At 44.2% G+C, this 24,785-nt stretch carries 38 protein-coding genes; 32 read left to right on the top strand and 6 right to left on the bottom strand.

From position 1 onward, the window contains the following. Positions 1 to 16: 16 nt before the first annotated feature. The 27 genes from rplC (at position 17) to rplQ (ending at position 13,296) form a co-directional block, all read left to right on the top strand. On the top strand, positions 17 to 655 hold the full coding sequence (gene rplC, locus ACVBIO_RS15500; protein ID WP_012153457.1) for a 50S ribosomal protein L3: 639 nt from the start codon (positions 17 to 19) through the stop codon (positions 653 to 655). A gap of 17 nt (positions 656 to 672) precedes the next feature. Then, positions 673 to 1,278, top strand: coding sequence for a 50S ribosomal protein L4 (gene rplD, locus ACVBIO_RS15505; protein WP_012153458.1), 606 nt, complete (start codon positions 673 to 675; stop codon positions 1,276 to 1,278). Then, positions 1,275 to 1,577, top strand: coding sequence for a 50S ribosomal protein L23 (gene rplW, locus ACVBIO_RS15510; protein ID WP_012153459.1), 303 nt, complete (start codon positions 1,275 to 1,277; stop codon positions 1,575 to 1,577). The genes rplD and rplW overlap by 4 nt, the downstream gene beginning before the upstream one ends. Positions 1,578 to 1,594: 17 nt before the next feature. Next, on the top strand, positions 1,595 to 2,422 hold the full coding sequence (gene rplB, locus ACVBIO_RS15515) for a 50S ribosomal protein L2 (RefSeq protein WP_012153460.1): 828 nt from the start codon (positions 1,595 to 1,597) through the stop codon (positions 2,420 to 2,422). Positions 2,423 to 2,433: 11 nt separating this feature from the next. Continuing rightward, complete coding sequence (rpsS, locus tag ACVBIO_RS15520) at positions 2,434 to 2,712, top strand: 30S ribosomal protein S19 (protein WP_011863970.1); 279 nt, start codon at positions 2,434 to 2,436, stop codon at positions 2,710 to 2,712. Positions 2,713 to 2,727: 15 nt separating this feature from the next. Continuing rightward, positions 2,728 to 3,060 carry a 50S ribosomal protein L22 gene (gene rplV / locus ACVBIO_RS15525; RefSeq protein ID WP_012144645.1) on the top strand — a complete coding sequence of 111 codons (333 nt, stop codon included), beginning with the start codon at positions 2,728 to 2,730 and terminating at the stop codon, positions 3,058 to 3,060. Between the two features lie 9 nt (positions 3,061 to 3,069). Further along, complete coding sequence (gene rpsC / locus ACVBIO_RS15530) at positions 3,070 to 3,759, top strand: 30S ribosomal protein S3 (RefSeq protein WP_012153461.1); 690 nt, start codon at positions 3,070 to 3,072, stop codon at positions 3,757 to 3,759. An 11-nt stretch (positions 3,760 to 3,770) separates the two neighbouring features. After that, entirely contained in the window at positions 3,771 to 4,181 is a 411-nt protein-coding gene (rplP, locus tag ACVBIO_RS15535) for a 50S ribosomal protein L16 (protein WP_012279176.1), read from the top strand. Then, positions 4,181 to 4,372 (top strand): 50S ribosomal protein L29, encoded by a 192-nt coding sequence (rpmC, locus tag ACVBIO_RS15540; protein WP_012144642.1) that lies wholly within the window; start codon positions 4,181 to 4,183, stop codon positions 4,370 to 4,372. Before rplP ends, rpmC begins: the two co-directional genes overlap by 1 nt. Then, the gene (rpsQ, locus tag ACVBIO_RS15545; protein WP_447162244.1) at positions 4,372 to 4,620 is read left to right on the top strand and encodes a 30S ribosomal protein S17; all 249 of its coding nucleotides are present in this window, start codon (positions 4,372 to 4,374) and stop codon (positions 4,618 to 4,620) included. Before rpmC ends, rpsQ begins: the two co-directional genes overlap by 1 nt. 180 nt (positions 4,621 to 4,800) lie before the next feature. Further along, positions 4,801 to 5,169: a 50S ribosomal protein L14 gene (gene rplN / locus ACVBIO_RS15550; protein WP_011863976.1), complete on the top strand. Its 369-nt coding sequence runs from the start codon at positions 4,801 to 4,803 to the stop codon at positions 5,167 to 5,169. 11 nt (positions 5,170 to 5,180) lie between these two features. Beyond that, positions 5,181 to 5,495 (top strand): 50S ribosomal protein L24, encoded by a 315-nt coding sequence (gene rplX, locus ACVBIO_RS15555; RefSeq protein WP_012279173.1) that lies wholly within the window; start codon positions 5,181 to 5,183, stop codon positions 5,493 to 5,495. Between the two features lie 13 nt (positions 5,496 to 5,508). Further along, entirely contained in the window at positions 5,509 to 6,048 is a 540-nt protein-coding gene (rplE, locus tag ACVBIO_RS15560; protein WP_447162245.1) for a 50S ribosomal protein L5, read from the top strand. Between the two features lie 10 nt (positions 6,049 to 6,058). Next, positions 6,059 to 6,364 (top strand): 30S ribosomal protein S14, encoded by a 306-nt coding sequence (gene rpsN / locus ACVBIO_RS15565; RefSeq protein ID WP_447162246.1) that lies wholly within the window; start codon positions 6,059 to 6,061, stop codon positions 6,362 to 6,364. 24 nt (positions 6,365 to 6,388) lie between these two features. After that, entirely contained in the window at positions 6,389 to 6,781 is a 393-nt protein-coding gene (gene rpsH, locus ACVBIO_RS15570; protein ID WP_012153468.1) for a 30S ribosomal protein S8, read from the top strand. 10 nt (positions 6,782 to 6,791) lie between these two features. After that, entirely contained in the window at positions 6,792 to 7,322 is a 531-nt protein-coding gene (gene rplF / locus ACVBIO_RS15575; protein WP_447172950.1) for a 50S ribosomal protein L6, read from the top strand. An 11-nt stretch (positions 7,323 to 7,333) separates the two neighbouring features. Beyond that, positions 7,334 to 7,684: a 50S ribosomal protein L18 gene (gene rplR, locus ACVBIO_RS15580; protein ID WP_012153470.1), complete on the top strand. Its 351-nt coding sequence runs from the start codon at positions 7,334 to 7,336 to the stop codon at positions 7,682 to 7,684. A gap of 13 nt (positions 7,685 to 7,697) precedes the next feature. Further along, on the top strand, positions 7,698 to 8,204 hold the full coding sequence (gene rpsE, locus ACVBIO_RS15585; RefSeq protein WP_012153471.1) for a 30S ribosomal protein S5: 507 nt from the start codon (positions 7,698 to 7,700) through the stop codon (positions 8,202 to 8,204). A 6-nt stretch (positions 8,205 to 8,210) separates the two neighbouring features. Further along, positions 8,211 to 8,396 carry a 50S ribosomal protein L30 gene (gene rpmD / locus ACVBIO_RS15590; RefSeq protein WP_020912153.1) on the top strand — a complete coding sequence of 62 codons (186 nt, stop codon included), beginning with the start codon at positions 8,211 to 8,213 and terminating at the stop codon, positions 8,394 to 8,396. Between the two features lies 1 nt (position 8,397). Continuing rightward, positions 8,398 to 8,832, top strand: coding sequence for a 50S ribosomal protein L15 (gene rplO, locus ACVBIO_RS15595; RefSeq protein ID WP_012153473.1), 435 nt, complete (start codon positions 8,398 to 8,400; stop codon positions 8,830 to 8,832). Between the two features lie 7 nt (positions 8,833 to 8,839). After that, a complete protein-coding gene (gene secY, locus ACVBIO_RS15600; protein WP_012153474.1) occupies positions 8,840 to 10,180 on the top strand; it encodes a preprotein translocase subunit SecY in 1,341 nt (446 codons plus the stop codon). Between the two features lie 23 nt (positions 10,181 to 10,203). Continuing rightward, the gene (gene rpmJ, locus ACVBIO_RS15605) at positions 10,204 to 10,317 is read left to right on the top strand and encodes a 50S ribosomal protein L36 (RefSeq protein ID WP_006083579.1); all 114 of its coding nucleotides are present in this window, start codon (positions 10,204 to 10,206) and stop codon (positions 10,315 to 10,317) included. Between the two features lie 113 nt (positions 10,318 to 10,430). After that, positions 10,431 to 10,787, top strand: coding sequence for a 30S ribosomal protein S13 (gene rpsM, locus ACVBIO_RS15610; RefSeq protein WP_012153475.1), 357 nt, complete (start codon positions 10,431 to 10,433; stop codon positions 10,785 to 10,787). A 14-nt stretch (positions 10,788 to 10,801) separates the two neighbouring features. Continuing rightward, positions 10,802 to 11,194: a 30S ribosomal protein S11 gene (gene rpsK / locus ACVBIO_RS15615; RefSeq protein WP_012153476.1), complete on the top strand. Its 393-nt coding sequence runs from the start codon at positions 10,802 to 10,804 to the stop codon at positions 11,192 to 11,194. A gap of 35 nt (positions 11,195 to 11,229) precedes the next feature. Beyond that, positions 11,230 to 11,850: a 30S ribosomal protein S4 gene (gene rpsD / locus ACVBIO_RS15620; protein ID WP_012153477.1), complete on the top strand. Its 621-nt coding sequence runs from the start codon at positions 11,230 to 11,232 to the stop codon at positions 11,848 to 11,850. A 24-nt stretch (positions 11,851 to 11,874) separates the two neighbouring features. Continuing rightward, a complete protein-coding gene (locus tag ACVBIO_RS15625; RefSeq protein ID WP_012279167.1) occupies positions 11,875 to 12,864 on the top strand; it encodes a DNA-directed RNA polymerase subunit alpha in 990 nt (329 codons plus the stop codon). Positions 12,865 to 12,903: 39 nt separating this feature from the next. After that, positions 12,904 to 13,296 (top strand): 50S ribosomal protein L17, encoded by a 393-nt coding sequence (gene rplQ, locus ACVBIO_RS15630; protein WP_012153479.1) that lies wholly within the window; start codon positions 12,904 to 12,906, stop codon positions 13,294 to 13,296. A 1,765-nt stretch (positions 13,297 to 15,061) separates the two neighbouring features. Here the strand turns inward: rplQ and ccmE are convergent. From ccmE to ccmA, 5 genes are read right to left on the bottom strand one after another with little or no spacing between them, the layout of a single operon-like run. After that, positions 15,062 to 15,550 (bottom strand): cytochrome c maturation protein CcmE, encoded by a 489-nt coding sequence (gene ccmE, locus ACVBIO_RS15635; protein WP_447170044.1) that lies wholly within the window; start codon positions 15,548 to 15,550, stop codon positions 15,062 to 15,064. Continuing rightward, entirely contained in the window at positions 15,550 to 15,747 is a 198-nt protein-coding gene (gene ccmD, locus ACVBIO_RS15640; protein ID WP_447162248.1) for a heme exporter protein CcmD, read from the bottom strand. Before ccmD ends, ccmE begins: the two co-directional genes overlap by 1 nt. Next, complete coding sequence (gene ccmC, locus ACVBIO_RS15645) at positions 15,747 to 16,493, bottom strand: heme ABC transporter permease CcmC (protein WP_447162249.1); 747 nt, start codon at positions 16,491 to 16,493, stop codon at positions 15,747 to 15,749. Before ccmC ends, ccmD begins: the two co-directional genes overlap by 1 nt. A gap of 1 nt (position 16,494) precedes the next feature. After that, complete coding sequence (ccmB, locus tag ACVBIO_RS15650) at positions 16,495 to 17,181, bottom strand: heme exporter protein CcmB (protein WP_447162250.1); 687 nt, start codon at positions 17,179 to 17,181, stop codon at positions 16,495 to 16,497. A gap of 9 nt (positions 17,182 to 17,190) precedes the next feature. After that, positions 17,191 to 17,841, bottom strand: coding sequence for a cytochrome c biogenesis heme-transporting ATPase CcmA (gene ccmA / locus ACVBIO_RS15655; RefSeq protein ID WP_447172951.1), 651 nt, complete (start codon positions 17,839 to 17,841; stop codon positions 17,191 to 17,193). Between the two features lie 321 nt (positions 17,842 to 18,162). Here ccmA and ACVBIO_RS15660 point away from each other — a divergent pair, with 321 nt between their 5' ends. Then, a complete protein-coding gene (locus tag ACVBIO_RS15660; RefSeq protein WP_447162252.1) occupies positions 18,163 to 18,456 on the top strand; it encodes a c-type cytochrome in 294 nt (97 codons plus the stop codon). An 844-nt stretch (positions 18,457 to 19,300) separates the two neighbouring features. On the opposite strand, the gene ccmI is transcribed toward ACVBIO_RS15660, so the two are convergent. Next, on the bottom strand, positions 19,301 to 20,554 hold the full coding sequence (gene ccmI / locus ACVBIO_RS15665; protein ID WP_447164526.1) for a c-type cytochrome biogenesis protein CcmI: 1,254 nt from the start codon (positions 20,552 to 20,554) through the stop codon (positions 19,301 to 19,303). Between the two features lie 431 nt (positions 20,555 to 20,985). Here ccmI and ACVBIO_RS15670 point away from each other — a divergent pair, with 431 nt between their 5' ends. The 4 genes from ACVBIO_RS15670 to ACVBIO_RS15685 are packed head-to-tail and all read left to right on the top strand — an operon-like array spanning position 20,986 to position 24,593. After that, entirely contained in the window at positions 20,986 to 22,965 is a 1,980-nt protein-coding gene (locus ACVBIO_RS15670; protein WP_447162254.1) for a heme lyase CcmF/NrfE family subunit, read from the top strand. Between the two features lie 16 nt (positions 22,966 to 22,981). Beyond that, positions 22,982 to 23,533, top strand: a complete 552-nt coding sequence (locus tag ACVBIO_RS15675; protein ID WP_447162255.1) for a DsbE family thiol:disulfide interchange protein — start codon at positions 22,982 to 22,984, stop codon at positions 23,531 to 23,533. A gap of 11 nt (positions 23,534 to 23,544) precedes the next feature. Next, entirely contained in the window at positions 23,545 to 24,012 is a 468-nt protein-coding gene (gene nrfF / locus ACVBIO_RS15680) for a heme lyase NrfEFG subunit NrfF (RefSeq protein WP_447162257.1), read from the top strand. Further along, positions 24,009 to 24,593 (top strand): TlpA disulfide reductase family protein, encoded by a 585-nt coding sequence (locus tag ACVBIO_RS15685; protein ID WP_447162256.1) that lies wholly within the window; start codon positions 24,009 to 24,011, stop codon positions 24,591 to 24,593. Before nrfF ends, ACVBIO_RS15685 begins: the two co-directional genes overlap by 4 nt. Positions 24,594 to 24,785 lie beyond the last annotated feature (192 nt).

Below are 24,785 nucleotides of genomic sequence, written 5' to 3' on the forward strand. Positions count from 1 at the left end.
AGAAGAGGTTTGAGAGATGGCTATCGGTCTTATCGGTCGTAAAGTAGGTATGACTCGCATCTTCAATGAAGATGGCGCGTCGGTACCTGTAACAGTAATTGAAATTGCTGCTAACCGCGTAACCCAAGTGAGAACTTTGGATACAGATGGTTACCGTGCACTTCAAGTTACTACTGGTACCAAAAAAGCTAATCGCATCACTAAACCAGAAGCAGGTCACTTTGCTAAGGCAGGCGTTGAAGCCGGTCGTGGTTTATGGGAAATGCGTTTGGCAGATGGTGAAGGCGAGGGCATCGAAGTTGGTGCTGAGCTTAATGTAGATATCTTCGCTGACATAGCGAAAGTTGATGTTACTGGTCAATCTAAGGGTAAGGGCTTCCAAGGCGGTATTAAGCGCTGGAACTTCGCTACTCAAGATGCAACACATGGTAACTCACTGGCACATAGAGCTAACGGTTCTATTGGTCAAAACCAAACACCTGGTCGCGTTTTCAAAGGTAAGAAAATGTCTGGCCACATGGGTGCAGAGCGTGTTACGACACAGAATCTAGAAGTAATTCGTGTAGATGCTGAACGTAACCTGCTTTTGGTTAAGGGTGCAGTTCCAGGCGCTACTAATGGCGACCTGATCATCAAACCAGCTGTTAAAGCTTAAGGTCTGAGGAGATAGTAATGGAATTGGTATTGAAAGACGCACAGAGTGCTCTTGAAGTTTCCGAAGCTACCTTTGGCCGTGACTTTAATGAAGCACTGGTTCATCAGGTAGTTGTAGCTTACGCTGCAAACGCGCGTCAGGGCACTCGTGCTCAAAAGACTCGCGCAGAAGTAACTGGCTCTGGCAAGAAGCCATGGCGCCAAAAAGGTACTGGCCGCGCACGTGCTGGTACTGTTAAAGGCCCAATCTGGCGTGGCGGTGGCGTAACATTCGCTGCTAAAACACAAGATCACAGCCAAAAAGTTAACAAAAAGATGTACCGCGGAGCGCTGAAAAGCATTTTCTCTGAATTGGTACGTCAAGACCGTCTTATCGTTGTTGAGTCATTTGGCGTTGAAGCTCCTAAAACTAAAGAGCTAAAAGCTAAACTGAACGAAATGCAACTTGAAGACGTGTTGATTGTTACTCCAGAAGTTGACGAGAACTTGTTCTTAGCTGCTCGTAACTTGTACAAAGTTGACGTACGTGATGTTGCTGGTATTGATCCAGTTAGCCTTATCGCATTCAACAAAGTACTCGTAACCGCTGAAGCTATTAAGCAAATCGAGGAGATGCTGGGATGATAAGCGAAGAACGTTTGTTAAAAGTTATTCTTGCTCCACACATCTCTGAAAAGAGCACTGTGAATGCAGAGAAGAACAATACAGTTGTTTTCCGTGTAGCTATCGATGCAACTAAAGCTGAAGTTAAAGCTGCAGTAGCACAGCTATTCGAAGTTGAAGTCGATTCAGTTCGCACTTTGGTTAACAAAGGTAAAACTAAACGCACCGGCGCCCGTGTTGGCCGTCGTAGCGATTGGAAAAAAGCCTATGTTACTCTAGCTGAAGGTGCTGACATCGATTTCGTCGGCGGCGCTGAATAAGGCAAAGGAGAATTATCATGGCAGTTATTAAGTGTAAGCCAACCTCTCCAGGTCGTCGCCACTTAGTTAAAGTGGTGAACAGCGATTTGCATAAAGGTAAACCTTTTGCAGGCCTGTTGGCGAAAAAATCAAAAAGTGGTGGCCGTAATAATACGGGTCGTATCACTGTCCGTCACATTGGTGGTGGTCATAAGCAACATTATCGTCTAATCGACTTTAAGCGTAACAAAGACGGTATCCCTGCGAAGGTTGAGCGTTTGGAATATGATCCAAACCGTACAGCTAACATCGCTTTGGTACTATACGCTGATGGTGAGCGTCGTTATATTCTTGCTGCTAAAGGCATGAAAGCTGGTGATAAGATCCAGTCAGGTATCGATGCAGAGATCAAGAGCGGTAACGCACTGCCTCTACGCAACATCCCAGTGGGTAGCGTAGTACACGCAGTTGAAATGAAGCCTGCTAAAGGTGCTCAAATCGCGCGTTCAGCTGGTGCTTATGTACAAGTTATTGCTCGTGATGGCGCATACGCCACTCTACGTCTTCGCTCTGGCGAAATGCGTAAAGTGCCGGTTGATTGCCGCGCGACATTGGGTGAAGTTGGTAATGCCGAGCATATGCTACGCCAGTTAGGTAAAGCAGGTGCTAAACGCTGGAGAGGCGTACGCCCAACAGTTCGTGGTGTTGCAATGAACCCAGTAGATCACCCACATGGTGGTGGTGAAGGCCGTACTTCTGGTGGCCGTCACCCTGTATCACCTTGGGGTCAGCCTACTAAGGGTTATAAGACTCGTAGTAATAAACGCACCGACAAGTACATTGTACGTCGTCGCAATAAAAAGTAAGAGGATTCGCCATGCCACGTTCTCTCAAGAAAGGTCCATTCATTGACCTACACTTGCTGAAGAAGGTAGAGAAAGCGATGGAAGCGGGAGATAAAAAGCCAATTAAAACTTGGTCTCGTCGCTCTATGATCATTCCTAACATGATTGGAATGACCATCGCTGTCCATAATGGTCGTCAGCACGTACCTGTGTTCGTAACTGACGAAATGATCGGCCACAAGCTTGGTGAATTTTCACCAACTCGCACTTATCGCGGCCATGCTGCAGATAAGAAAGCGAAGAAGCGTTAATACGGGAGACATAAGATGGAAGTTTTAGCTAAACATCGTTTTGCCCGTACGTCGCCTCAAAAGTGTCGTTTGGTTGCAGATCAAATCCGTGGACTGCCTGTTGCTAAGGCTCTCGAAATTCTAACTTTCAGCCCTAAGAAAGCTGCAGTACTTGTTAAAAAAGTACTGGACTCTGCTATCGCCAATGCTGAGCACAATGAAGGTGCTGACATTGACGAATTAAGAGTTGGAGCGATTATGATCGATGAAGGTCCAACTATGAAACGTATCATGCCACGTGCCAAAGGCCGTGCTGATCGTATAATCAAGCGTACCAGCCACATTACTGTGGTTGTATCAGATCGCTAGGAGTTAGCAATGGGACAGAAAGTACATCCTAATGGTATCCGTCTGGGTATCACTAAGCCTTGGATCTCGACCTGGTACGCTGACAAGTCAGACTATGCCAATAACTTGAGCAGTGACTGGGAAGTGCGTAAGTTTCTTGAAAAGAAACTTAAGCAAGCATCAGTTTCTAAGATTGTTATCGAGCGTCCAGCAAAGAGTGTTCGCGTTACTATTCACACTGCCCGTCCAGGTGTTGTGATTGGTAAGAAAGGCGAAGACGTTGAGAAGCTACGCAACGCAGTTGCAAAGCTGACTGGTATTCCAGCTCAAATCAACATCGCTGAGATCCGTAAGCCTGAGCTAGATGCTAAGCTTGTTGCCGATGGCATCGCTTCGCAGCTAGAGCGTCGTGTTATGTTCCGTCGTGCTATGAAGCGCGCAGTTCAAAACGCAATGCGTCTTGGTGCTAAGGGTATCAAAGTTGAAGTGAGTGGCCGTCTAGGCGGCGCTGAGATTGCGCGTTCAGAGTGGTATCGTGAAGGTCGTGTACCTTTGCATACACTGCGTGCTGATATCGACTATTCTACTTCTGAGAGTCACACTCAATACGGTGTGATTGGCGTTAAAGTTTGGGTCTTCAAAGGCGAAGTTCTAGACGGCGTTCTACCTCAGCACGAAGAGCCGAAACAGCAGCCGAAGCGTAAGCCTCGCGGTAAATAGGAGAGCTGGCAATGCTGCAACCAAAAAGAATGAAGTTTCGCAAAATGTTCAAGGGCCGTAACCGCGGTCTAGCGAACGGCACTGAAGTTAGCTTCGGTGAATTCGGTTTGAAAGCTGTTGGACGTGGTCGTCTAACTGCTCGTCAAATTGAAGCTGCGCGTCGTGCTATGACACGTCACATTAAACGTCAAGGTCAGATCTGGATTCGCGTATTCCCTGACAAGCCAATTACCTCTAAGCCTCTTGAAGTGCGTATGGGTAAAGGTAAGGGTAACGTTGAATATTGGGTTTGCCAGATTCAACCTGGTAAGGTTCTTTACGAGATGAATGGTGTATCTGAGGAGTTAGCTCGTGAAGCTTTCACCCTAGCTGCTGCTAAACTACCTCTGAAGACTACCTTCGTAACTAAGACGGTGATGTAATGAAAGCGAGCGAACTAACAGAAAAGAGCGTTGAAGAATTGAACGCTGAACTGCTTGGTCTGCTGCGTGAGCAGTTTAATCTGCGTATGCAACACGCCACTGGTCAGTTGACTCAGACTCATCAGCTTAAAATCGTGCGTCGCAACATTGCGCGCGTTAAGACCATTATTACTTCTAAGGCGGGTGCATAATGTCTGATACTATCCGTACTTTGCAAGGTCGAGTACTTAGCGACAAGATGGACAAGTCTATCACTGTAGCTATTGAACGTAAGGTAAAACACCCTTTATACGGTAAGTTTATCAAGCGTACTACTAAGATCCATGCACATGACGAACAAAATCAGTGTAATGCTGGCGATGTCGTGACTATTCGCGAATGTCGTCCGCTGTCTAAGACTAAGTCTTGGACTCTGGTTGAAGTAATAAGAAAAGCTTAATTTTATTAAGCACTTAAACGAACGGCTCCTAAAGTTGGGGCCGTTTTTATTATTAGTACTATCTATTCCTATTTTTAGGTGTTACACTTGCGCGCCAATTTTGACTAAATTAAAGTCAGAATTAGGGTAAAATGTAGCCCCTTTGTGGGATTGTGAAGTAACGATAGCGGAGCACTTAAAATGATCCAAATGCAATCGACTCTAGAAGTCGCCTGTAATAGCGGCGCTCGTAGAGTTCAGTGTATTAAGGTCTTGGGTGGCTCTCATCGTCGTTATGCCGGTATCGGCGACGTCATCAAGGTTTCTGTTAAAGAAGCTATTCCTCGCGGTAAAGCGAAGAAAGGTGATGTATATAACGCGGTGGTAGTCCGTACTAAGAAAGGCGTACGTCGTCCAGACGGTTCTGTCATTCGCTTCGATCGGAACGCAGCGGTATTGCTTAACGCAAACCTTGCACCGATTGGTACTCGTATCTTTGGACCTGTGACACGTGAGCTGCGTACTGAGCAGTTTATGAAGATTGTGTCATTGGCACCAGAAGTACTGTAAGGAGCTTCAAAATGGCAGCTAAAATACGTCGTCAAGACGAAGTAATTGTACTAGCAGGTAAAGACCAGGGTAAACGCGGTAAGGTTTCTCAGGTTCTTCCAACTGGTAAATTAATTGTAGAAGGTCTTAACCTTGTCAAGAAACACCAAAAGCCAAACCCACAATTGGGCGTAGCTGGCGGTATTGTTGAGCAAGAAGCACCGATACAAGCATCAAACGTAGCGATTTTCAACTCTGCCACTGGCAAAGCTGATCGCGTTGGTTTCCGATTTGAAGACGGCAAAAAAGTTCGTTTCTTTAAGTCGAACAGTGAACTCGTTAAGTAATTTGGAGTAAACGATGGCGAAACTGCATGATAAATACAAAGAGACTGTTAGTCCTGAACTTGTAACCAAGTTTGGTTTTACCAGTGTCATGCAAGTCCCTCGGATTGAAAAGATCACCCTTAATATGGGTGTTGGCGAAGCAGTAGCAGATAAGAAAGTTATGGAGCATGCGCTTCGTGACATGACTGCTATCGCTGGTCAGAAGCCAGTAGTGACTGTAGCTCGTAAGTCAGTTGCTGGTTTTAAAATCCGTGAAGGCTACCCAATTGGCTGTAAGGTTACACTGCGCGGTGAGCGTATGTGGGAATTCTTAGAGCGTTTAGTTGATATCGCGATCCCTCGTATTCGTGACTTCCGTGGTTTGAGCGCTAAGTCGTTCGATGGCCGTGGTAACTATGCGATGGGCGTACGTGAGCAAATCATCTTCCCAGAGATCCAATACGATAAAATCGATAAGATCCGCGGTATGGATATTGTAATCACTACTTCTGCGACGAATGATGAAGAAGGCCGAGCTTTGCTCGAAGGCTTTAACTTCCCATTCAAGAAATAAGGGTAGCGTAATGGCAAAAAGTTCAATGAAAGCACGTGAAGCAAAACGTGCACAGCTCGTAGCAAAGTTCGCTGAAAAGCGCGCTGCACTTAAAGCTATCATTAGCAGTCCAGCAACATCTGATGATGATCGTTGGGATGCAGTACTTAAGTTACAAGCTCTACCACGTGACTCTAGCGCGGCGCGTCAGCGCAATCGCTGTAGTCAAACTGGTCGCCCACATGGTTTCCTACGTAAATTCGGCCTTAGCCGTATTAAATTACGTGAAGCAACTATGCGCGGTGAAGTTCCTGGTCTACGCAAGGCCAGCTGGTAAGCACTTGTCACGGAGTAAGCTAATATGAGCATGCAAGATCCTATTGCGGATATGTTAACACGTATTCGTAACGGCCAAGCTGCTAAACACGTATCTGTGAAGATGCCTTCTGCTAAGCTTAAAATCGCTATCGCGAAAATGCTTAAAGAAGAAGGTTATATCACTGACTACGCCGTAGCAGATGAAGCCAAGCCTGAATTGGAAATCACTTTAAAGTATTTCCAAGGTCAGCCAGTCGTTGAGACTATCCAGCGCGTTAGCCGTCCTGGTCTTCGTATTTACAAAGGTAAAAACGAACTTCCAAAGGTTATGGGCGGACTGGGTGTCGCTATTGTGTCCACTTCTCAAGGTTTGATGACTGATCGTACTGCCCGCCAAAATGGCATGGGCGGGGAAGTTATCTGCTACGTAGCATAAGGAGCTAGCAATGTCTCGTGTCGCAAAAGCACCAGTCGCTATCCCTGCAGGCGTAGAAGTGACTTTAAACGAACAAACTATCACCGTAAAAGGTACTAAAGGTAGTTTGACTCGAGTTATTAACTCTGACGTTTCTGTTGTTGTTGAAGACAATGAAATCAAGTGTTCACCAGTTGAAAGCGCTAAAACCGCTGCTCAAGCTGGTACAGCTCGTGCATTAATCAACAACATGGTTGTTGGTGTTACTGAAGGTTTCGTTAAGAAACTACAGTTAGTTGGTGTTGGTTACCGTGCAAAACTTGCCGGTAAAGATATCGATTTGACTCTAGGTTTTTCACATCCTTTGGTTCACAAACTTCCTGACGGCGTAACAGCTGAATGTCCATCACAAACTGAAATCGTACTTTCTGGTACTGATAAGCAGTTGATCGGACAAGTAGCAGCTGAGATTCGCGGTTACCGTCCACCAGAGCCTTACAAAGGTAAAGGTGTTCGCTATGCTGACGAACAAGTACGCCGTAAAGAGGCTAAGAAGAAGTAAGGTAATACGATATGGATAAGAAAACATCTCGCTTACGCCGCGCTCTACGTGCCCGTAAGAAGATCCAAGAGCTGGGCGTTAATCGTCTGGTTGTACATCGTACACCACGTCACACTTACGCTCAGGTCATTAGCCCTGAAAACGTAGTGTTGGCGGCAGCTTCTACTGCTGAAAAAGCAGTAACCGAGCAGCTAAAGTACACAGGTAACGTAGATGCAGCTAAAGTAGTGGGTAAAACCGTTGCTGAGCGCGCTATCGAAAAAGGCGTAGCTGTAGTTGCATTCGATCGTTCCGGCTTCAAGTATCACGGACGCGTTGCTGCATTAGCAGACGCTGCTCGTGAAGCTGGCCTCAAGTTCTAAGGAATGATGAAAAATGGCTAAATTTGAAGCTCAACAGCAAAAAGACGATCTGCAAGAGAAATTAGTTGCAGTAAATCGTGTTTCTAAAGTAGTTAAAGGCGGACGTATCTTTAGCTTCACTGCACTAACTGTAGTGGGTGATGGTAACGGTAAAGTCGGTTATGGCTATGGTAAAGCGCGTGAAGTACCAGCAGCAATTCAGAAAGCAATGGAAAAGGCTCGCCGTAACATTGTAAACGTTGAATTGAACAATGGTACTTTGCACCACCCTGTAAAGGGTCGTCACACTGGTTCACGTGTTTACATGCAACCAGCCTCTGACGGTACCGGTATTATTGCCGGTGGCGCAATGCGTGCCGTATTGGAAGTAGCAGGCGTTCATAACGTTCTGTCAAAAGCATACGGTTCTACTAACCCGATTAACATCGTTCGCGCTACTGTCGATGCGTTGGTGAATATGAAATCACCTTCACAAATCGCAGCTAAGCGTGGCCTGAATGTTACTGAAATTCGAGGTTAATGCACCATGGCTACTAAAACACTTAAAGTAACTCAGACTAAAAGTTCAATCGGCCGCTTACCAAAGCACCGTGCAACTTTGACAGGTCTTGGTCTACGCCGCATTAATCACACTGTTGAACTAGAAGATACTCCTTCAGTTCGCGGTATGATTAACAAGGTTTACTACATGGTTTCGGTGGAGGAAGTATAAGATGCGTCTAAATACTCTATCACCTGCTGCAGGTGCTAAGTCAGCAGCTAAGCGTGTAGGTCGCGGTATCGGTTCAGGCACTGGTAAAACTTGTGGCCGTGGTCACAAAGGCCAGAAGTCTCGTTCTGGTGGCGGCGTTCGCGTCGGTTTCGAGGGTGGTCAAATGCCACTTAAGATTCGTTTGCCTAAGTTTGGTTTTACCTCGCGTAAAGCGTTGGTATCTGCCGAAATTCGCATTAGCGAGTTGGCTAAAGTTAACGGTGATGTTATCGACCTAAATGCGCTGAAAGATGCGAATCTAGTTACTCGCAACATACAGTTTGCTAAAATCGTTCTTTCAGGTACCATTGAGCGCCCTGTGACCGTTAAAGGTCTGAAGGTAACCCAAGGTGCACGTGCAGCTATTGAAGCTGCCGGTGGCAAGATCGAGGAATAATACGTCGATGGCAAAACCAGGACTTGATTTAAAAAGCGCGAAAGGCGGTTTATCAGAATTGAAAACCCGTCTCCTGTTCGTGATTGGTGCAATTATCGTCTTTAGAGCCGGTTCGTTTGTACCAATTCCTGGTATTGACGCTGCTGTATTAGCAGAGCTGTTTAATCAGCAAAAGGGGACCATCCTAGGCATGTTTAACATGTTCTCTGGTGGTGCCCTTGAACGTGCCTCTATCTTCGCATTAGGTATCATGCCGTATATTTCGGCATCGATCATAATGCAGTTGTTGACTGTGGTTCATCCTGCACTTGCTGAATTGAAAAAAGAAGGCGAGTCGGGAAGAAAGAAAATCAGTCAATATACTCGATACGGCACATTGGTCCTGGGTACGTTCCAGGCAATCGGTATCGCAACAGGTCTACCAAACTTGGTTCCAGGGTTAGTTGTTAACCTAGGATTCAGTTTCTACTTCGTTGCTGTAGTGAGCTTAGTGACAGGAACAATGTTCCTAATGTGGCTAGGTGAGCAAATTACCGAAAGAGGCATAGGTAACGGTATCTCGATTCTTATTTTCGCAGGTATTGTTGCTGGCCTGCCATCTGCTATCGGCCAAACAGCCGAGCAGGCGCGTCAAGGCGACTTGAATGTACTAGTATTGTTGTTGCTAGCAGTGATTGTTTTCGCTGTTACTTATTTTGTGGTTTTCGTTGAGCGTGGACAACGTCGTATCGTTGTTAACTATGCAAAGCGTCAGCAGGGCCGTAAGGTTTTTGCAGCGCAGAGCACTCACTTACCGCTTAAGATTAATATGGCTGGTGTAATCCCGCCTATTTTTGCGTCCAGCATCATTTTGTTCCCAGGCACACTGGCTCAGTGGTTTGGTCAAAATGAGTCCATGTCATGGTTAAGTGATTTTTCACTGGCTGTGTCACCAGGACAACCGCTGTACTCATTATTATATGCAACAGCGATTATTTTCTTCTGTTTCTTCTATACTGCGTTGGTATTTAACCCTCGCGAAACAGCAGATAACTTGAAGAAGAGTGGTGCGTTTATTCCCGGGATTCGTCCTGGAGAACAGACTTCGCGTTATATTGATAAAGTTATGACCCGCCTAACATTAGCTGGCGCGTTATATATAACCTTTATCTGCTTAATTCCGGAGTTCATGTTAATTGCGTGGAAAGTACAGTTCTATTTTGGCGGTACTTCACTACTAATTATGGTAGTCGTAATCATGGACTTCATGGCTCAGGTTCAGACGCATATGATGTCTCATCAGTATGAGTCTGTAATGAAGAAGGCTAACTTGGTAAACAAAGCGAATTTAGATCGCTTTGGTCGCTAAGATAGCAATCTCGGAGTGATGAAATGAAAGTTCGAGCTTCCGTGAAGAAGATCTGCCGTAACTGCAAGATCGTAAAGCGTAGTGGCGTTGTACGTGTGATTTGTGTTGAACCTAAACACAAACAGCGTCAAGGCTAAACAAAAATTGACCAGCCCAGTCCGGGCTGGTCAAAATATTATTTGCTAAATTGTCGTCTGTCGAGTATCCTACCGGGCTTTTCACAGATGACCTTTAACTTAAGGAGTGCATAGTGGCCCGTATCGCTGGCATTAACATTCCTGATCAAAAGCATACAGTCATTGCATTGACTGCTATCTACGGCATCGGTCGTACTCGCGCACAAGCTATTTGCGCGGCTACTTCTATTGCTGAAGATGCTAAGATCAAGGAATTGAGCGAAGCTCAAATTGATACTCTACGCGAAGAAGTTGCCAACTACATTGTAGAAGGTGATTTACGTCGTGAAGTTTCCATGAACATCAAGCGTCTTATGGACCTTGGTTGTTACCGTGGCCTTCGCCATCGTCGTAGCCTTCCCCTTCGTGGGCAACGTACTAAGACCAATGCGCGTACGCGTAAAGGTCCACGTAAACCAATCAGAAAGTAACGGGGTAATCCAGAATGGCTAAAGTTCCGTCACGTTCTCCGCGTAAGCGTGTACGTAAACAGGTTGCTGATGGTATGGCGCATATCCATGCGTCTTTCAACAACACAATTATTACCATTACAGATCGTCAAGGTAACGCACTATCTTGGGCAACTTCTGGTGGTTCAGGTTTCCGTGGTTCACGTAAATCTACCCCATTTGCTGCACAGGTTGCTGCTGAGCGTGCAGGTACTGCTGCTCAGGACTACGGTGTTAAAAACCTAGAAGTTTTTGTGAAGGGTCCAGGTCCAGGACGCGAATCAGCGATTCGTGCACTAAACTCGGTTGGTTATAAGATTACTAACATTACCGATGTGACGCCTATCCCTCATAATGGTTGTCGTCCTCCTAAGAAACGTCGCGTTTAATTCGTCGTTTTTAATAGGATAGTTGGAGAAAGAACATGGCAAGATACTTGGGTCCAAAGCTCAAGCTCAGCCGCAGAGAAGGTACAGACCTTTTCCTAAAAAGCGGCGTGAGAGCAATCGATTCGAAGTGTAAGCTTGAAACTGCACCTGGACAACACGGCGCTCGTAAGACCCGTCTGTCTGAGTATGGTGTTCAGCTACGCGAGAAACAAAAAGTTCGTCGTATTTATGGTGTGCTAGAAAAGCAATTCCGTAACTACTACAAAGATGCTGCACGTACTAAAGGTAACACTGGTGAAAACCTACTTACTCTTTTAGAAACCCGTCTAGATAACGTTGTTTATCGCATGGGCTTTGGTGCAACACGCGCTGAATCACGTCAGCTAGTTAGTCATAAGTCAATTATGGTTAATGGTAGCGTCGTTAACATTCCATCATTCAAAGTGTCTGCGAATGATGTAGTGAGCGTTCGTGAAAAGTCTCGCACTCAAGCTCGTATTAAAGCGGCTTTAGAAGTGTCGGCTCAACGCGAAAAGCCAACATGGGTTGAAGTTGACAACACTAAGATGGAAGGTGCTTTCAAGCGCATTCCTGAGCGTAGTGATTTGTCTGCGGAAATTAACGAACAGCTGATCGTCGAACTTTACTCTAAGTAAGGTTAAAACAAAAGAGAGGACACAATGCAGGGTTCTGTTACAGAATTTCTTAAACCGCGTCTCGTTGATATCGAGCAGGTTAATCCAACACGTGCCAGGGTTACACTGGAGCCGCTTGAGCGTGGTTTTGGTCACACTCTAGGTAACGCGTTGCGTCGTATCCTATTGTCGTCTATGCCAGGCTGCGCGGTTACCGAAGTAGAGATTGATGGTGTACTGCATGAATACAGTAGCAAGGAAGGCGTGCAAGAGGATATCCTTGAGATACTACTAAACCTTAAAGGTTTGGCAGTAGTTATCGAAGGGAAAGACGAAGCTATGCTTACGCTAAGTAAGTCAGGCGCAGGCCCTGTTACTGCAGCAGATATCACGCATGATGGTGATGTTACTATCATGAATCCTGACCATGTTATCTGTCATTTGACAGGTAATAATGACGTCAGCATGCGTATCCGCGTAGAGCGTGGTCGTGGTTATGTACCGGCTTCTGCCCGTGCACAAACCGAAGACGATGATCGCCCTATCGGCCGTTTGTTGGTTGATTCTTCGTTCTCACCTGTTGCTCGCATTGCATACAATGTAGAAGCAGCTCGTGTTGAGCAGCGTACAGACTTAGACAAACTCGTTATTGATATGACCACAAATGGTACTATCGATCCTGAGGAAGCTATCCGTCGCTCTGCAACAATTCTTGCTGAACAGCTAGATGCGTTTGTTGAGTTACGTGATGTGACTGAGACTGCACCAGTAGAAGAGAAGCCGGAGTTCGATCCGATATTGTTGCGTCCTGTCGACGATTTAGAGCTAACTGTACGTTCAGCCAACTGTTTGAAGGCTGAAGCGATTCATTACATCGGCGATCTGGTACAACGCACTGAAGTTGAGCTGCTTAAGACTCCTAACTTAGGTAAGAAATCTCTTACTGAAATTAAGGATGTTTTAGCGTCTCGCGGACTGTCGTTAGGTATGCGTCTGGAAAACTGGCCTCCAGCTAGTTTAGCAGACGACCTTTAAGTCCAGATTAGTACAGATATAGGTAATAAGGATTAGGTCATGCGCCATCGTAAGAGTGGTCGTCAACTAAACCGTAACAGCAGTCATCGTCAAGCTATGTTCCGTAACATGGCTTGCTCAATAGTTCGTCACGAAGTGATTAAAACTACTGTAGCTAAAGCGAAAGAACTGCGTCGCGTAGTTGAACCTCTAATAACACTTGCTAAGAGTGATAGCGTTGCAAACCGCCGTTTGGCATTTGCTCGTACTCGCGACGCTGAAGTCGTTGGTAAGTTATTTACTGAATTGGGTCCACGTTTCCAGGAACGTCCTGGTGGATATACCCGTATTCTTAAGTGCGGTCTACGTACTGGTGATAAAGCGCCTATGGCGTATATTGAACTAGTAGGTCGTCCTGAAGCAGCTGAAGCTGTTGAAGACACTGCAGAGTAAATAAGTCTTAGTTTTAAAAGGCCGAACAATAGTTCGGCCTTTTTTATGCCTGAAATAAATTAATTTAATATGCTTCCCCTCTTTAGAAACCGCTCGATACTCATTAAGTATAAACATGCGATGATTCAGCGTGGGTCTAATGCTTCTGTAAAAATGATATTGATGGCTCCATGTTTCAGCCATCTTCGGTAACGGTTCCAGCTAGACTTTACCTGCTCCATCCCTCCGGTATATTTTACCTGCTATACCTATATAGCCGTTCAATACTGAGATTCGTAGAGTGTGAATTCAATATATCGGAAAGATGCTTATTCAATGTCAGTACGATGCAAGGTCATGCTGCTCGCAACCAGCTAAGATCATAGTTGGCCTGTTATACCAATCAGTATAAAGATTTGGTCGCTCAGCGAGAGTTTAGCGGCACTGAGACAAGGTCATTAAATGCTCATCGTTAACTGCTCCTGCGTTACTCTACCTCCTATATCCATATAGTCGTGCAGTAATGATATTCACCACATCTGACCTTCAGGGATGGAGGAAATGTCTTATGTATGTCGGGAACATACAAGACCATGTGGTTTGCAACGAGTGAAGAGCATAGTAATTCTACGTTTAAGCTCGTTAATACAGTATCAGAGCCGCTAAAACTCGCTATTCTGGCGCGTTTTTGGCTGCCTACTTCTGCGTTGAACAACTTCACAACGGAGTGACCATTCTTTCAGTTATTCGCCTTGAATTAGTTTGCCAAAAAACGTTCTGAGTAGATCAACTTCTTATACTGATTGGTATTAACGCAGCATTCGCGGCGTTAGCCTTGTTCAAAGTTGAAGTGCAGTACGGAGTATTTATGGCTGCTTACTTCAGTGTTGAATGATGTTTCAAGGGGGCAACAGTCCCATCATGTATTTGACTAGACATAATTTGCCTAAAATACTCTGGTAGAGCGCTTTATTATAGTGATTATAATTATCTCAGGAAGTTTTCAGTTAGCTAACTCCATGAGCCAAGATGTTAGCGATATCCACAGGCTAGTCGTTGCTGATTTGACTGCAATGCTAAGAACATGGAGTATGAATACTCAACGAGAAACGTAAACAGTGTTATCCGCAATATCAATTGATATAAGCAGGTGTTCTACTTAAAGTTAGTTCCCGGCATAATTAAGTAACTATCTGACTGTTCGGACGCATTATTTTTAGGTCACTTAACGCTGAATGGGGACATAACAACAGTAGAAGCAGATCTTTGATGTGAACCCTATTTAATCGTACTCGATATGCCAAGGTGCTCGTTCGCTTTGTGAAGCGTAATGGTAGGACTGCATATGTGTGTTTTTCGGATGCCTTCCTATTGTGCATCTTCCTTTCGAGGGCTATAAAGCTTACTTCAAACCCAATCTCTTCAACCCAAACTTAATCTCAAGCTCAAGCATAACCTGACGCAGCCTCTATTCTTGAGCTCATTTAATACCTCTTTGATACTATTAGTTAGATTTGTAGGAATATCTATTTTTTTGGTTGGTTTCTAGATGTTATTTCTGGCCGTTTTTGATTATGTTGTACTAAGTAAGCCTATATCAGCCTTATCAATACGTTTAGACGATAAATAGCTGCAATGCTGCCCAAAGGTGTCACGGTTGTATAGTGCGTGATAGAGAGCGTTACTGGCGTCCGGATAGCCTAGTGGTTGAACCTTATCTATTTTGATAGATACAAAAAAGCCTTCATGACGAAGGCTTTTTGATTAAGATGATAACGAGCTAGGCTTAGTAACCGCCAGTTTTTTGCTCTTGGTTATAATCCAGTTTCTCATGAGTTTGACCCATGGCTTCGGCAACTTCTGGTGGCATGTAGTTTTCATCATGCTTAGCCAGAACTTCAGTCGCTTGTAACACGCCCGGTGCAGCAAGTACGCCCTGCGCCACAATGCCTTGTCCCTCACGGAATAGATCTGGTAATAGGTCGTCATAAGTTACGATGATTTCACCACCTGCAGCGTCATGTACAGCAAACTCTACATGCAAACTCTCAGGGTCACGTACCATAGAGCCAACGGTTACCATACCGCCGACACGAATACGTTGACCAATCTCAGGCATAACCCCAGTATCTTTCTTACCTTGTACAATTTCAGTGGGTGTAAAGAAAAGGTTCAAGTTTGAATTCAGCGCATATAAAAGCAAAGAAGCGATTGCTGCTACACCGACAATTAGGGCTACAGCAAGGGTAAGGCGTTTTTTACGTCTAGGATTCACTATTTAATACTCCGAGTTTCTTTAAGGCGATCTTCGCGTTGGATCTTCTTTGCGATTTCAACTAATACCTTACGTTTCTGTCTAACACTAAGGACAACCAGGGTACCTAGTGAAAGAAAAGTTACACCATAAGCCAACCATACATAAAAAGCATAGCCGCCCATGTTGAAAAATTCACTAATTGAGTCGAACTGCATTATTTGACCCCTTCTGCTTTAGCAAGTTCACGCACCCATGGACGCATTCCATTTCGTGCTAAAATTTCTGATCTAAATCTCACTAATGTAATCGCACCGATCATTAATCCGAAGCCTGCGATGTTAATCAATAACGGGTATAGCATTTCTGTTGGCATCGTAGATTTTTCTGTGATGCGTATAGTTGAAGGCTGATGTAGTGAGCTCCACCAATCAACAGAGTACTTGATGATTGGAATGTTAATAACACCTACGATTGCTAAGATCCCAGCGGCTCTTGCTGCAAGCACTTTATCTTCAAAAGATGCATATAAAGAGATCACACCCAAGTATAAAAACAACAAGACTAGTTCAGAGGTTAGTCGTGCATCCCATACCCACCAAGTGCCCCACATCGGCTTACCCCACGTTGCCCCCGTAATCAGTGCAATAAAGGTAATCACCGCACCAATAGGTGCAATCGCAGCGGCGGCCCAATCAGCAGATTTTATTTGCCACACTAGACCAATGAATGATGAAGTCGCCATTGCCATGTAAGCGGCCATTGACATCGACGCTGCAGGTACATGGATAAAGATGATTCTATAGCTGTCACCTTGCTGATAATCGGTTGGAGCAAATGCTAAGCCCCATACTGTACCAATACCGATAAAAGAGATGGCAAGCATGGCAAACCAAGGTAGTAGGGTGCCTGAGAGTTTGTAGGCGCGTTCAGGATCCGCGTATGGATGTAACCATTTCCACATTTTAGTTAGTACTCACTCGTAAGGATGCACCAATTGCAAAAGGTGCTAACGTTAATGAACCGACCAGCATTGCGCCAATAATAGCGAGCTGACCATCATAGGGTAAATTCATACCAGCAGCATCAATCGCGCTGGTAGCAAAAATTAAAACAGGAATATATAAAGGCAATATCAATAGGCTTAATAACACGCCGCCTTTACGTAAACCTACAGTTAGAGCTACACCAATGGCTCCCAGTAAACTTAATACCGGTGTACCGAGGGCTAGTGTCGCAATCAATGCGCCATAGCTATTACCGTCTAGATGCAGTAACACTGCTAATAAAGGTGCAACTAAAATTAAAGGTACACCTGTTAATATCCAATGCGCCAGTACTTTAGCCAATACCATCAAAGGTAAAGGTTGAGGACTCAGTAGCATTTGCTCCAAGCTACCATCAGCGTAATCCGCCTTAAATAAACGTTCGAGCGATAGCATTGATGCTAATAGTGCCGCAACCCAAATAATGCCAGGTGCAACGCGTGTTAATACTTGAGGCTCGGGTCCGATGCCAAGTGGGAACAGGGTAACCACTAGGACAAAAAACAGTAGCGGATTGAAAATATCACCGCGATGTCTTATAGCTATCTGCAGATCCCGCTTTAACAGCGTGTTAAACGCTTTGGTATAACTGATACCTTTCTTCATTGCCAAACCTTATACAAAGCGATAATCGAGACGAATTTTACGAAGAATATCATCACCAATCACACCCATATCTTGGTGTGTGGTCAATATTACGCATCCCCCCCGTTTTGCATGGGCTAAAAACAGGTGTTCGAGTTCTTCAACGCCTTTCTTATCGATAGCGGTAAAAGGCTCATCAAGTAGCCATATCTTACAGTTGGTATGCCATAGTCTAGCGAGTGCTGTTCGTCTATGTTGACCTGCTGATAAATGACCTGCGAGCGCTTCTTCAAAACCTGACAGATTGACCTTAGATAGAATTTCACGAGTATCGAATTCATCATACCCACTAATTCTTAAATTGAAGTTAAGATTTTCTTCGGCTGTTAACTCACTTTTAACACCAGCAAGGTGGCCAAGATACAATAACTCATCATTGTACTCGTCACGACAGCGGTTTATGTCTTCACCCTTAAAGTTGATTTGCCCGGCATAGGGGCGAGATAAACCGGCGATAATCCGCAAAAGACTTGTTTTGCCAGCACCGTTAGGACCTTCGATTTGAACGATCTCACCTTCAAAAATATCGAAGCTAAGTTCATCAAATAGAATACGTTCTTCTCTGATGCAGGTTAAGTTATTAGCTGATACCAGTGTTGTTGCTTTTGATTTTTCTACCACTGAGCCCTCTATATCAAGCTGTATGAAAACACAAGAGATACTAACACATACACTTTCAAGCGTTTAGTCTTGCTTGTTGCTAAGTGTCAGCAATTTGATGTAGTTCGAATATTATGTATTTTCTATGAACTTTTTAAACATTTGCTAATATATTAACCTTTTTGAGAGTTATGTCTTGCGAAAACCCCATTGTCGCGATTAATATCACAAAAAGATGCCATTTGTTGAACTTTGTAGTAACCTAGCCGAGATTTAAGAAGTCTGCCGAATTTTATGAGGGCAGCGTGAGCTTTGTTAGAATTTGCATTAGGAACGTATAAAATGAAAAAATTATTAGCACTGACTGCAGCTGCAGCTTTGACTCTGTCTACAAGCGCTTTTGCCCAAGATGGTAAGGCTGTATATGACAAGGCATGTCAAGTATGTCACAGCATGGGTGTTGCTGGCGCGCCAAAGTCACATGACGCAGCGGCATGGGAGCCACGCCTAGCTAAAGGCATGCCGGCTCTAGTATCTTCTGTTAAGTCAGGCCTAAATGCTATGCCACCAGGCGGCATGTGTACTGATTGCTCTGATGAAGATTACACGAAAGCAATCGAGTACATGTCTAAGTAACTTTTAGTTAGACATTAAAAAAAGCCGGCATTAGCCGGTTTTTTTGTACCTGTTATTTGGTCTGCCATGTTGTTAGGCCGGGCTATTAAGATGTTTTATACCAATTAGTATAAAGATTTGGTCGCTCAGCGAAAGTTTAGCGGCACTGAGACAAGGTCATCAAATGCTCCTCGGTAACTGCTCCTGCGTTACTCTACCTCCTATATCCATATAGTCGTGCATTAATGACATTCACCACATCTGACCTCCAGGGATAGAGGAAATGTCTTATGTATGTCGGGAACATACAAGACCATGTGGTTTGCAACGAGTGAAGCGCATAGTTGAACTAGGTTAAGCTCCCTCTTGTTCCATAAGAGTCACAGTATCAGAGCCGCTAAAACTCGCCATTCTGGTGCGTTTTTGGCTGCCTACTTCTGCGTTGAACAACTTCACAAGGGAACAACCATTCATTCAGTTATTAGCCTTGAATTAATTTGCCAAAAAACGTTCTGAGTAGATCAACTTCTACAGATTGGTATTAGCCATGCATAGTGAGGTGTAACTTCCTTTATCTTGAGGATCTGAATTGGCAGGCAAGGTATCCGTTTATATATTATCTAATGACTTTGGTGAACAATTTATAGAGTGGGATTTATTTGGGGTTTACGCGTAAGAACCATTCATTAGCTTGAATGAAGAATGTTTATACAAAATACCTGTCGTTAATGGAGCGGGTTTAACCTGACTATTTTGATGATGCTTAAGCTGAAAGGGGAGGCATCATCATCGGTACAATTTCCTGCCTCATAATATAGACATAAAAAAACCGGCTAATGCCGGTTTTCTCATTGGTAATTAGGATTTACTGTACTTGAGTATCTAGTACGAGTTGGCCAGTTTCACCGACTTTAACCATGGCTAGTGTGCCCTGGATATCACCCGTTTGCGCTCTAACGCTGCCATGTTTAGAAAGTACTGCAATGACTTCAACTGCTTTTGCGTCACTCAACTTAACGTTACCACCCATATTGGTGCTGTCGTCTAGCGTGATGGTTACCGGTAGAGACTCAGCAGAAACTTTAGTCGCTGCAAGTGGAACCTTTGGACCTTCAGTTGAACGAGCGAAGATGAATAACATATCAGTGCTAGACACTTTAGCTTGTAGTTCTGGAGAGATGGAGACTTCAACAGTAACAGTTTTAGCGGTTGCATCAGACTTTACATTCTTGTGAGCGTCATCATTTGGCATAACGCCTTCAGAGTTCATTCGCATTTTTGCGCTATCGATAGCGTTCATGATTGCACCACGATCTACGTCGCTGCGGTCGCTATCTAGGATTAGCTGCCATGCGTTAATCGCTTTTTGATAATCAGCTGTGAAGAATGAATCCATACCAACAAGTAATAATGTTGATGGGTCTTCAGCATCAAGTGCTAAAGCCTGATCAACGAGCGCTTGCACTGCTGGGGTCATCTGCTGGTTTGAACGGTAATAAAGCGCAGTGGCTTTAGGGCCAAGCAGTTCAGCATGGACGCCGACAAGATCCATCGTCTTATCGAATGCTTTAATTGCATCATCGTAACGATTTGCAGAGATATAAGCGTGGCCTAGGCCAAACCATAATTGACTATTCTCTGGCTCAGCTTGTACTTGCGCTTCCATCATCTCTACACGCTGAGACATGATCTGCTCGGTTGTCTGGCCAGAATGTGGATCATTTGCAGTCATTGGTTGGTCTAGGTTTTTGTATGCACCCAAAGTTGAGTACATGTAACCGCAAATACCAATAATAACTGCAGACATGACTGAAGGCCAAAGAATACTTTTTGGCTTAAGGTTGTTAACGAGTGATTCATCGTTACCTTGTTTCATATCTTGAAGTAAGCTGATTTCGAGCTCTTTCTTTAGTGCGTCAAACTCAGGTTGATCGAGTCGCTCATCTTCAAGTTCTTTCTCTAATGTTGAAAGGCGTTCATTGAATAATTCAAGGTTGGTATCTTTACGAACACCCGCTTCTTCAGCTCTCAGCATACGCTGCTGGCGGAAGTGTGGGAACCAAATTAGCGCTAAGCTAACCAACAGGAATGAGGCTATTAAAATCCAGAATGTGGTCATTATGTCTATTTCACTTTCGTTTGCGAAAAAGCGGATTCACCGCTGAACTAGGGATAAGATTATACGTAAAGATTATTCATTGAACAGTAATATAACCTTAAAAGGTCATAGTTGAGTACTTGTTCACAAATTGATTCTATTTGTAAATCTTATTGAAACTTACGGGAACTTTGTCTGTCAGACCTTAAAATTCCGCTAAATATGCTCGGTTTACAGTGGAATGTGATCTGCAATTGTTTATGTGTGTTTGTTAATAAGATAGGGGAAGAATGCGACAAGTCACCCATATTTGTACGAAATAGGCAGACATTAACAATAGCAAATACTAAACTGAGCTAAAATTTGTACCTTTTAATAGTGTTAACTACTAACACGTATGTAATGATTAAGCGATAGCTTAACAATACATGATTTAGGACTGAGGAAAACCCATGATCCCAGAATTAGGACACTTTTCGCTGATTATCGGCCTGGCATTTGCCATGCTGTTAGCCATCGTTCCTTTAGTAGGTGTAGCTCGTAAAGACCAGTACCTAGTGCGCTATGCTTGGCCACTAAGTTACGGTATGTTCTTCTTTATTCTCTTCTCCGTTATTGCGCTTGGTTATAGCTTTGCCGTCGATGACTTCTCTGTTGCTTATGTAGCACATCACTCGAACTCTGAATTGCCAATCTTCTTTAAGATTGCTGCAGTATGGGGTGGCCATGAAGGTTCTTTGCTATTTTGGGTATTCTCACTAGCAGCTTGGGCCGCGGCAGTTGCACTATTTAGTAAAGGTTTAGAAGAAGTCTTTACTGCACGTGTTCTTGCTGTTCTAGCGATGATCTTAATCGGCTTTACGCTGTTTATGTTGCTAACGTCTAGCCCGTTTGAGCGCCTATTCCCTATTCCTATGGAAGGCCGTGACCTTAACCCAATGTTGCAAGACGTTGGATTGATTTTCCATCCTCCAATGCTTTATCTAGGTTATGTAGGTTTCTCTGTTAGCTTTGCTTTCGCAATAGCAGCATTGATGAGTGGCCGTCTTGATTCTGCTTGGGCTCGTTGGAGCCGTCCATGGACGCTAGCTGCTTGGGTATTCCTGACTGGCGGTATCTCATTGGGTTCTTGGTGGGCTTATTATGAGCTTGGCTGGGGTGGTTGGTGGTTCTGGGATCCAGTTGAGAACGCATCTTTCATGCCTTGGTTGATTGGTACAGCTCTACTTCACTCACTTATCGTAACTGAGAAGCGTGGCGCATTCCGTAACTGGACTGTATTGCTTTCAATCTTTGCATTCTCTTTAAGTTTACTGGGTACCTTCATTGTTCGTTCTGGTGTATTGACTTCAGTTCACTCGTTCGCGGCTGATCCAAGCCGAGGTATGTTCATTCTCTTATTGTTAGGTTTAGCTATTGGTGGTTCACTAACCTTATTCGCCTTTAGAGCGAGTGAGATGAGTAGCCCAGCCCGCTTTGAGCTTAAATCTAAAGAAACGATGCTATTAATCTGTAACCTATTGCTGACAGTTGCTTGCGGTACGGTATTACTTGGTACGTTATATCCACTGCTAATCGATGCATTAGGCATGGGTAAAATTTCTGTAGGCCCTCCATACTTCAACGCAGTATTTGTTCCTATCGTTCTAGTATTATTTGCCTTTATGGGAATTGGCCCGAATATTCGTTGGAAGAAGTCGAAAACGGGTGAACTTAAGCGTCAGATTATTGTTCCAGCAGTGATTGCCACAGTCGTTGGTCTAGCTGCACCTTTCTTGGCTGACGGTGAATTTAATATCTGGGTGGTATTCGGTATTGGTATTGCTGTATGGGTCATGTTGATGACATTCCGTGCCGCATACAACATCGTTAAGACTAAAGATGGTTCTATAGACATGACACGACTAGGTCGTAGTCAGTTAGGGATGATCATCGCTCACCTCGGTATTGCGGTATCAGTAGTAGGTGCCACTATGGTATCTAATTACTCAATAGAGAAGAGTGTACGTATGGGGCCTGGTATCTCTCAGGAGCTTGCGGGATACACATTCAACTATATTGAAACTAAGAATGTAGTAGGTCCTAATTACACTGCGCAGCAAGGTCAGATTGAAGTCTATCAAGGTGATGAATACGTCACATTGCTAAGACCGGATCGTCGCCAATATAATGTGCGCACTATGGATATGACTGAAGCTGGTATTGACTGGGGATTATTCCGCGACCTTTATGTGACGATGGGTGACCCAATTAGTCGTACCGAGTTTGCTGTACGTCTAAACTATAAGCCATTTGTTCGTTGGATTTGGTTTGGTTCTATCTTCATGATGGTTGGTGGTTTCTTCGCAGCTTCTGATAAGCGTTACCGTGTTAAGGCAACTAGTGCAGAAAAGAAAGCTGCTAAAGATGCCGATAAGTTAGCAACCGCTTAATTGGTATAGGGTAAGTATGAAAAAGCTAGTTTTATTTATTCCACTTGTCGTGTTTTTAGGTATGGGAGTGTTCCTTTATAAGGGGCTCTTCCTTAACCCACAAAAACTTGACTCCGCTTTAGAAGGAAAGCCGATCCCGGCTTTCCAGTTAGAAGTGTTAGAGTCTGGTGACACAGTTAGTAATGAAACACTGAAAGGTAAAGTTGGCTTACTTAATGTATGGGCAACTTGGTGCCCATCATGTAAGTATGAGCATCCTTTCTTGATGACTTTAGCGCGTAAGAATATTTTGCCTATCTACGGTATCAACTACCGTGATGATCGTCCTCTCGCTATCCGTGAGCTGAGTCGTGAAGGTAACCCATACGCTATCAACATCTATGATCATGATGGACGTTTAGGCTTAGATCTTGGTGTGTACGGTGCACCAGAAAGCTTCTTGGTCGACCATAAAGGTATTATTCGATACCGTTACGCAGGTCCAATTGATCGTAATGTCTGGAAGGAAACACTTTATCCAATGGTTCAACAGCTCCAGGCTGAAGCTGTGAAGGATGGTGCATCGTGATTAAATCATTAATGAAAGGCTTTACAGCTTTAGTGCTTTTGTTAAGCATGGCGTCACTCGCTAATGCCACACCAGTAGACACATATGAATTTAAGTCTGTTGCTAACCAAAAGCGCGCGTTAAGTCTTGCCCATTCTTTACGTTGTCCTCAGTGTCAAAACCAAAACCTAATCGATTCTAACTCTCCTGTTGCTCAAGACTTACGTCTTGAAGTTTATCAGATGGTCGATGAGGGTAAGGGGGATGATGAAATTGTTGAGTTTATGACGAGCCGTTACGGTGAATTCGTGCTTTATAAGCCAAGAATGGAAGCGAAAACATACGCGCTTTGGCTAGGACCGTTAGCGCTACTGTTATTTGGTGGCTTGATTGGATTCTTCTTCATTCGTAAGCAACGTATAGCAGAAGTAAACAATCAAGACTTAAGCACTGAAGATCAGCAAGAGCTCGATCGTCTATTAAAGAGAGATGCTAAATGAGATTGTCTATAGTGGGCCTGCTTGCAGCAACTATGTTGTTTGCTGTTGGCGCGCAAGCTTATCCAGGTATGGAGAAGCAAGCTGAAAGACAAGTTCAGTCAAGTGTCGATCTTATTAGTGTCTTACCTCAGCCATTTCCGATCGAAGCTGTACCTTTTAAAGACAGTAAAGGTAACGCCGTAGACTTTAGCCAGTATAAAGGCAAAGTTATCATGGTAAACATGTGGGCCACTTGGTGTCCTCCATGTGTTAGAGAGTTGCCGGCGATCAGTCGGTTCTCTGCCAAGATCGGATCGGATGATTTTGAAGTATTGCCAGTTTCAATCGATCTAGAAGGAAATAAGCAAGTTGAGCCATTTCTTAAATCGTTAGGAATGGAAGGCTTCAACACCTATTATGATAAAGAGCAAAAGCTAGGGCATGTATTTCCTTTGGAAACGATCCCAGCGACCTTTATCCTCAATAGGGAGGGGCAGTTAATTGCTTTTGTTCGTACTTTTGTCGATTGGGATGATGATAAGGCAGCGGCACTTATTAAGGGTTTCTTAGATCAACCTCTGCAACAAGTTAAAGCAGATTGACCCCAAGCACTCATAATCGTTAAAAAATGGGGCTTTTAGCCCCTTTTTTGTACGTATCGTTTGTTAACTATGCATTTGATTCGATTATTCTAATTTAATTGAAAAACCCCCTTGCGCTGATCTCAAATTTCCCTATAATGCGCATCCACTGACACGGCACAGCAGGCCAACTAGACTAACGCTTGAGATTAG

It is taken from the genome of Shewanella sp. 0m-8 (genome assembly GCF_052977265.1).

What these genes read in the sequence shown, in the direction of transcription:
- rpsH (WP_012153468.1), top strand. Translation starts at nt 6,389, where the DNA reads ATGAGCATGCAAGATCCTATTGCGGATATGTTAACACGTATTCGTAAC.
- rplX (WP_012279173.1), top strand. Translation starts at nt 5,181, where the DNA reads ATGGCAGCTAAAATACGTCGTCAAGACGAAGTAATTGTACTAGCAGGT.
- rplN (WP_011863976.1), top strand. Translation starts at nt 4,801, where the DNA reads ATGATCCAAATGCAATCGACTCTAGAAGTCGCCTGTAATAGCGGCGCT.
- rplE (WP_447162245.1), top strand. Translation starts at nt 5,509, where the DNA reads ATGGCGAAACTGCATGATAAATACAAAGAGACTGTTAGTCCTGAACTT.
- rplB (WP_012153460.1), top strand. Translation starts at nt 1,595, where the DNA reads ATGGCAGTTATTAAGTGTAAGCCAACCTCTCCAGGTCGTCGCCACTTA.
- ACVBIO_RS15670 (WP_447162254.1), top strand. Translation starts at nt 20,986, where the DNA reads ATGATCCCAGAATTAGGACACTTTTCGCTGATTATCGGCCTGGCATTT.
- rpmJ (WP_006083579.1), top strand. Translation starts at nt 10,204, where the DNA reads ATGAAAGTTCGAGCTTCCGTGAAGAAGATCTGCCGTAACTGCAAGATC.
- rpsD (WP_012153477.1), top strand. Translation starts at nt 11,230, where the DNA reads ATGGCAAGATACTTGGGTCCAAAGCTCAAGCTCAGCCGCAGAGAAGGT.
- ACVBIO_RS15625 (WP_012279167.1), top strand. Translation starts at nt 11,875, where the DNA reads ATGCAGGGTTCTGTTACAGAATTTCTTAAACCGCGTCTCGTTGATATC.
- ACVBIO_RS15685 (WP_447162256.1), top strand. Translation starts at nt 24,009, where the DNA reads ATGAGATTGTCTATAGTGGGCCTGCTTGCAGCAACTATGTTGTTTGCT.
- rpmD (WP_020912153.1), top strand. Translation starts at nt 8,211, where the DNA reads ATGGCTACTAAAACACTTAAAGTAACTCAGACTAAAAGTTCAATCGGC.
- rplW (WP_012153459.1), top strand. Translation starts at nt 1,275, where the DNA reads ATGATAAGCGAAGAACGTTTGTTAAAAGTTATTCTTGCTCCACACATC.
- ccmB (WP_447162250.1), bottom strand. Translation starts at nt 17,181, where the DNA reads ATGAAGAAAGGTATCAGTTATACCAAAGCGTTTAACACGCTGTTAAAG.
- ACVBIO_RS15675 (WP_447162255.1), top strand. Translation starts at nt 22,982, where the DNA reads ATGAAAAAGCTAGTTTTATTTATTCCACTTGTCGTGTTTTTAGGTATG.
- rplF (WP_447172950.1), top strand. Translation starts at nt 6,792, where the DNA reads ATGTCTCGTGTCGCAAAAGCACCAGTCGCTATCCCTGCAGGCGTAGAA.
- rpsK (WP_012153476.1), top strand. Translation starts at nt 10,802, where the DNA reads ATGGCTAAAGTTCCGTCACGTTCTCCGCGTAAGCGTGTACGTAAACAG.
- rplD (WP_012153458.1), top strand. Translation starts at nt 673, where the DNA reads ATGGAATTGGTATTGAAAGACGCACAGAGTGCTCTTGAAGTTTCCGAA.
- rplO (WP_012153473.1), top strand. Translation starts at nt 8,398, where the DNA reads ATGCGTCTAAATACTCTATCACCTGCTGCAGGTGCTAAGTCAGCAGCT.
- rpsN (WP_447162246.1), top strand. Translation starts at nt 6,059, where the DNA reads ATGGCAAAAAGTTCAATGAAAGCACGTGAAGCAAAACGTGCACAGCTC.
- ccmC (WP_447162249.1), bottom strand. Translation starts at nt 16,493, where the DNA reads ATGTGGAAATGGTTACATCCATACGCGGATCCTGAACGCGCCTACAAA.
- secY (WP_012153474.1), top strand. Translation starts at nt 8,840, where the DNA reads ATGGCAAAACCAGGACTTGATTTAAAAAGCGCGAAAGGCGGTTTATCA.
- rplC (WP_012153457.1), top strand. Translation starts at nt 17, where the DNA reads ATGGCTATCGGTCTTATCGGTCGTAAAGTAGGTATGACTCGCATCTTC.
- rplP (WP_012279176.1), top strand. Translation starts at nt 3,771, where the DNA reads ATGCTGCAACCAAAAAGAATGAAGTTTCGCAAAATGTTCAAGGGCCGT.
- rplQ (WP_012153479.1), top strand. Translation starts at nt 12,904, where the DNA reads ATGCGCCATCGTAAGAGTGGTCGTCAACTAAACCGTAACAGCAGTCAT.
- rpsS (WP_011863970.1), top strand. Translation starts at nt 2,434, where the DNA reads ATGCCACGTTCTCTCAAGAAAGGTCCATTCATTGACCTACACTTGCTG.
- ccmD (WP_447162248.1), bottom strand. Translation starts at nt 15,747, where the DNA reads ATGCAGTTCGACTCAATTAGTGAATTTTTCAACATGGGCGGCTATGCT.
- rplV (WP_012144645.1), top strand. Translation starts at nt 2,728, where the DNA reads ATGGAAGTTTTAGCTAAACATCGTTTTGCCCGTACGTCGCCTCAAAAG.
- rpsC (WP_012153461.1), top strand. Translation starts at nt 3,070, where the DNA reads ATGGGACAGAAAGTACATCCTAATGGTATCCGTCTGGGTATCACTAAG.
- rplR (WP_012153470.1), top strand. Translation starts at nt 7,334, where the DNA reads ATGGATAAGAAAACATCTCGCTTACGCCGCGCTCTACGTGCCCGTAAG.
- ACVBIO_RS15660 (WP_447162252.1), top strand. Translation starts at nt 18,163, where the DNA reads ATGAAAAAATTATTAGCACTGACTGCAGCTGCAGCTTTGACTCTGTCT.
- rpsQ (WP_447162244.1), top strand. Translation starts at nt 4,372, where the DNA reads ATGTCTGATACTATCCGTACTTTGCAAGGTCGAGTACTTAGCGACAAG.
- nrfF (WP_447162257.1), top strand. Translation starts at nt 23,545, where the DNA reads ATGAAAGGCTTTACAGCTTTAGTGCTTTTGTTAAGCATGGCGTCACTC.
- ccmI (WP_447164526.1), bottom strand. Translation starts at nt 20,554, where the DNA reads ATGACCACATTCTGGATTTTAATAGCCTCATTCCTGTTGGTTAGCTTA.
- rpsE (WP_012153471.1), top strand. Translation starts at nt 7,698, where the DNA reads ATGGCTAAATTTGAAGCTCAACAGCAAAAAGACGATCTGCAAGAGAAA.
- rpmC (WP_012144642.1), top strand. Translation starts at nt 4,181, where the DNA reads ATGAAAGCGAGCGAACTAACAGAAAAGAGCGTTGAAGAATTGAACGCT.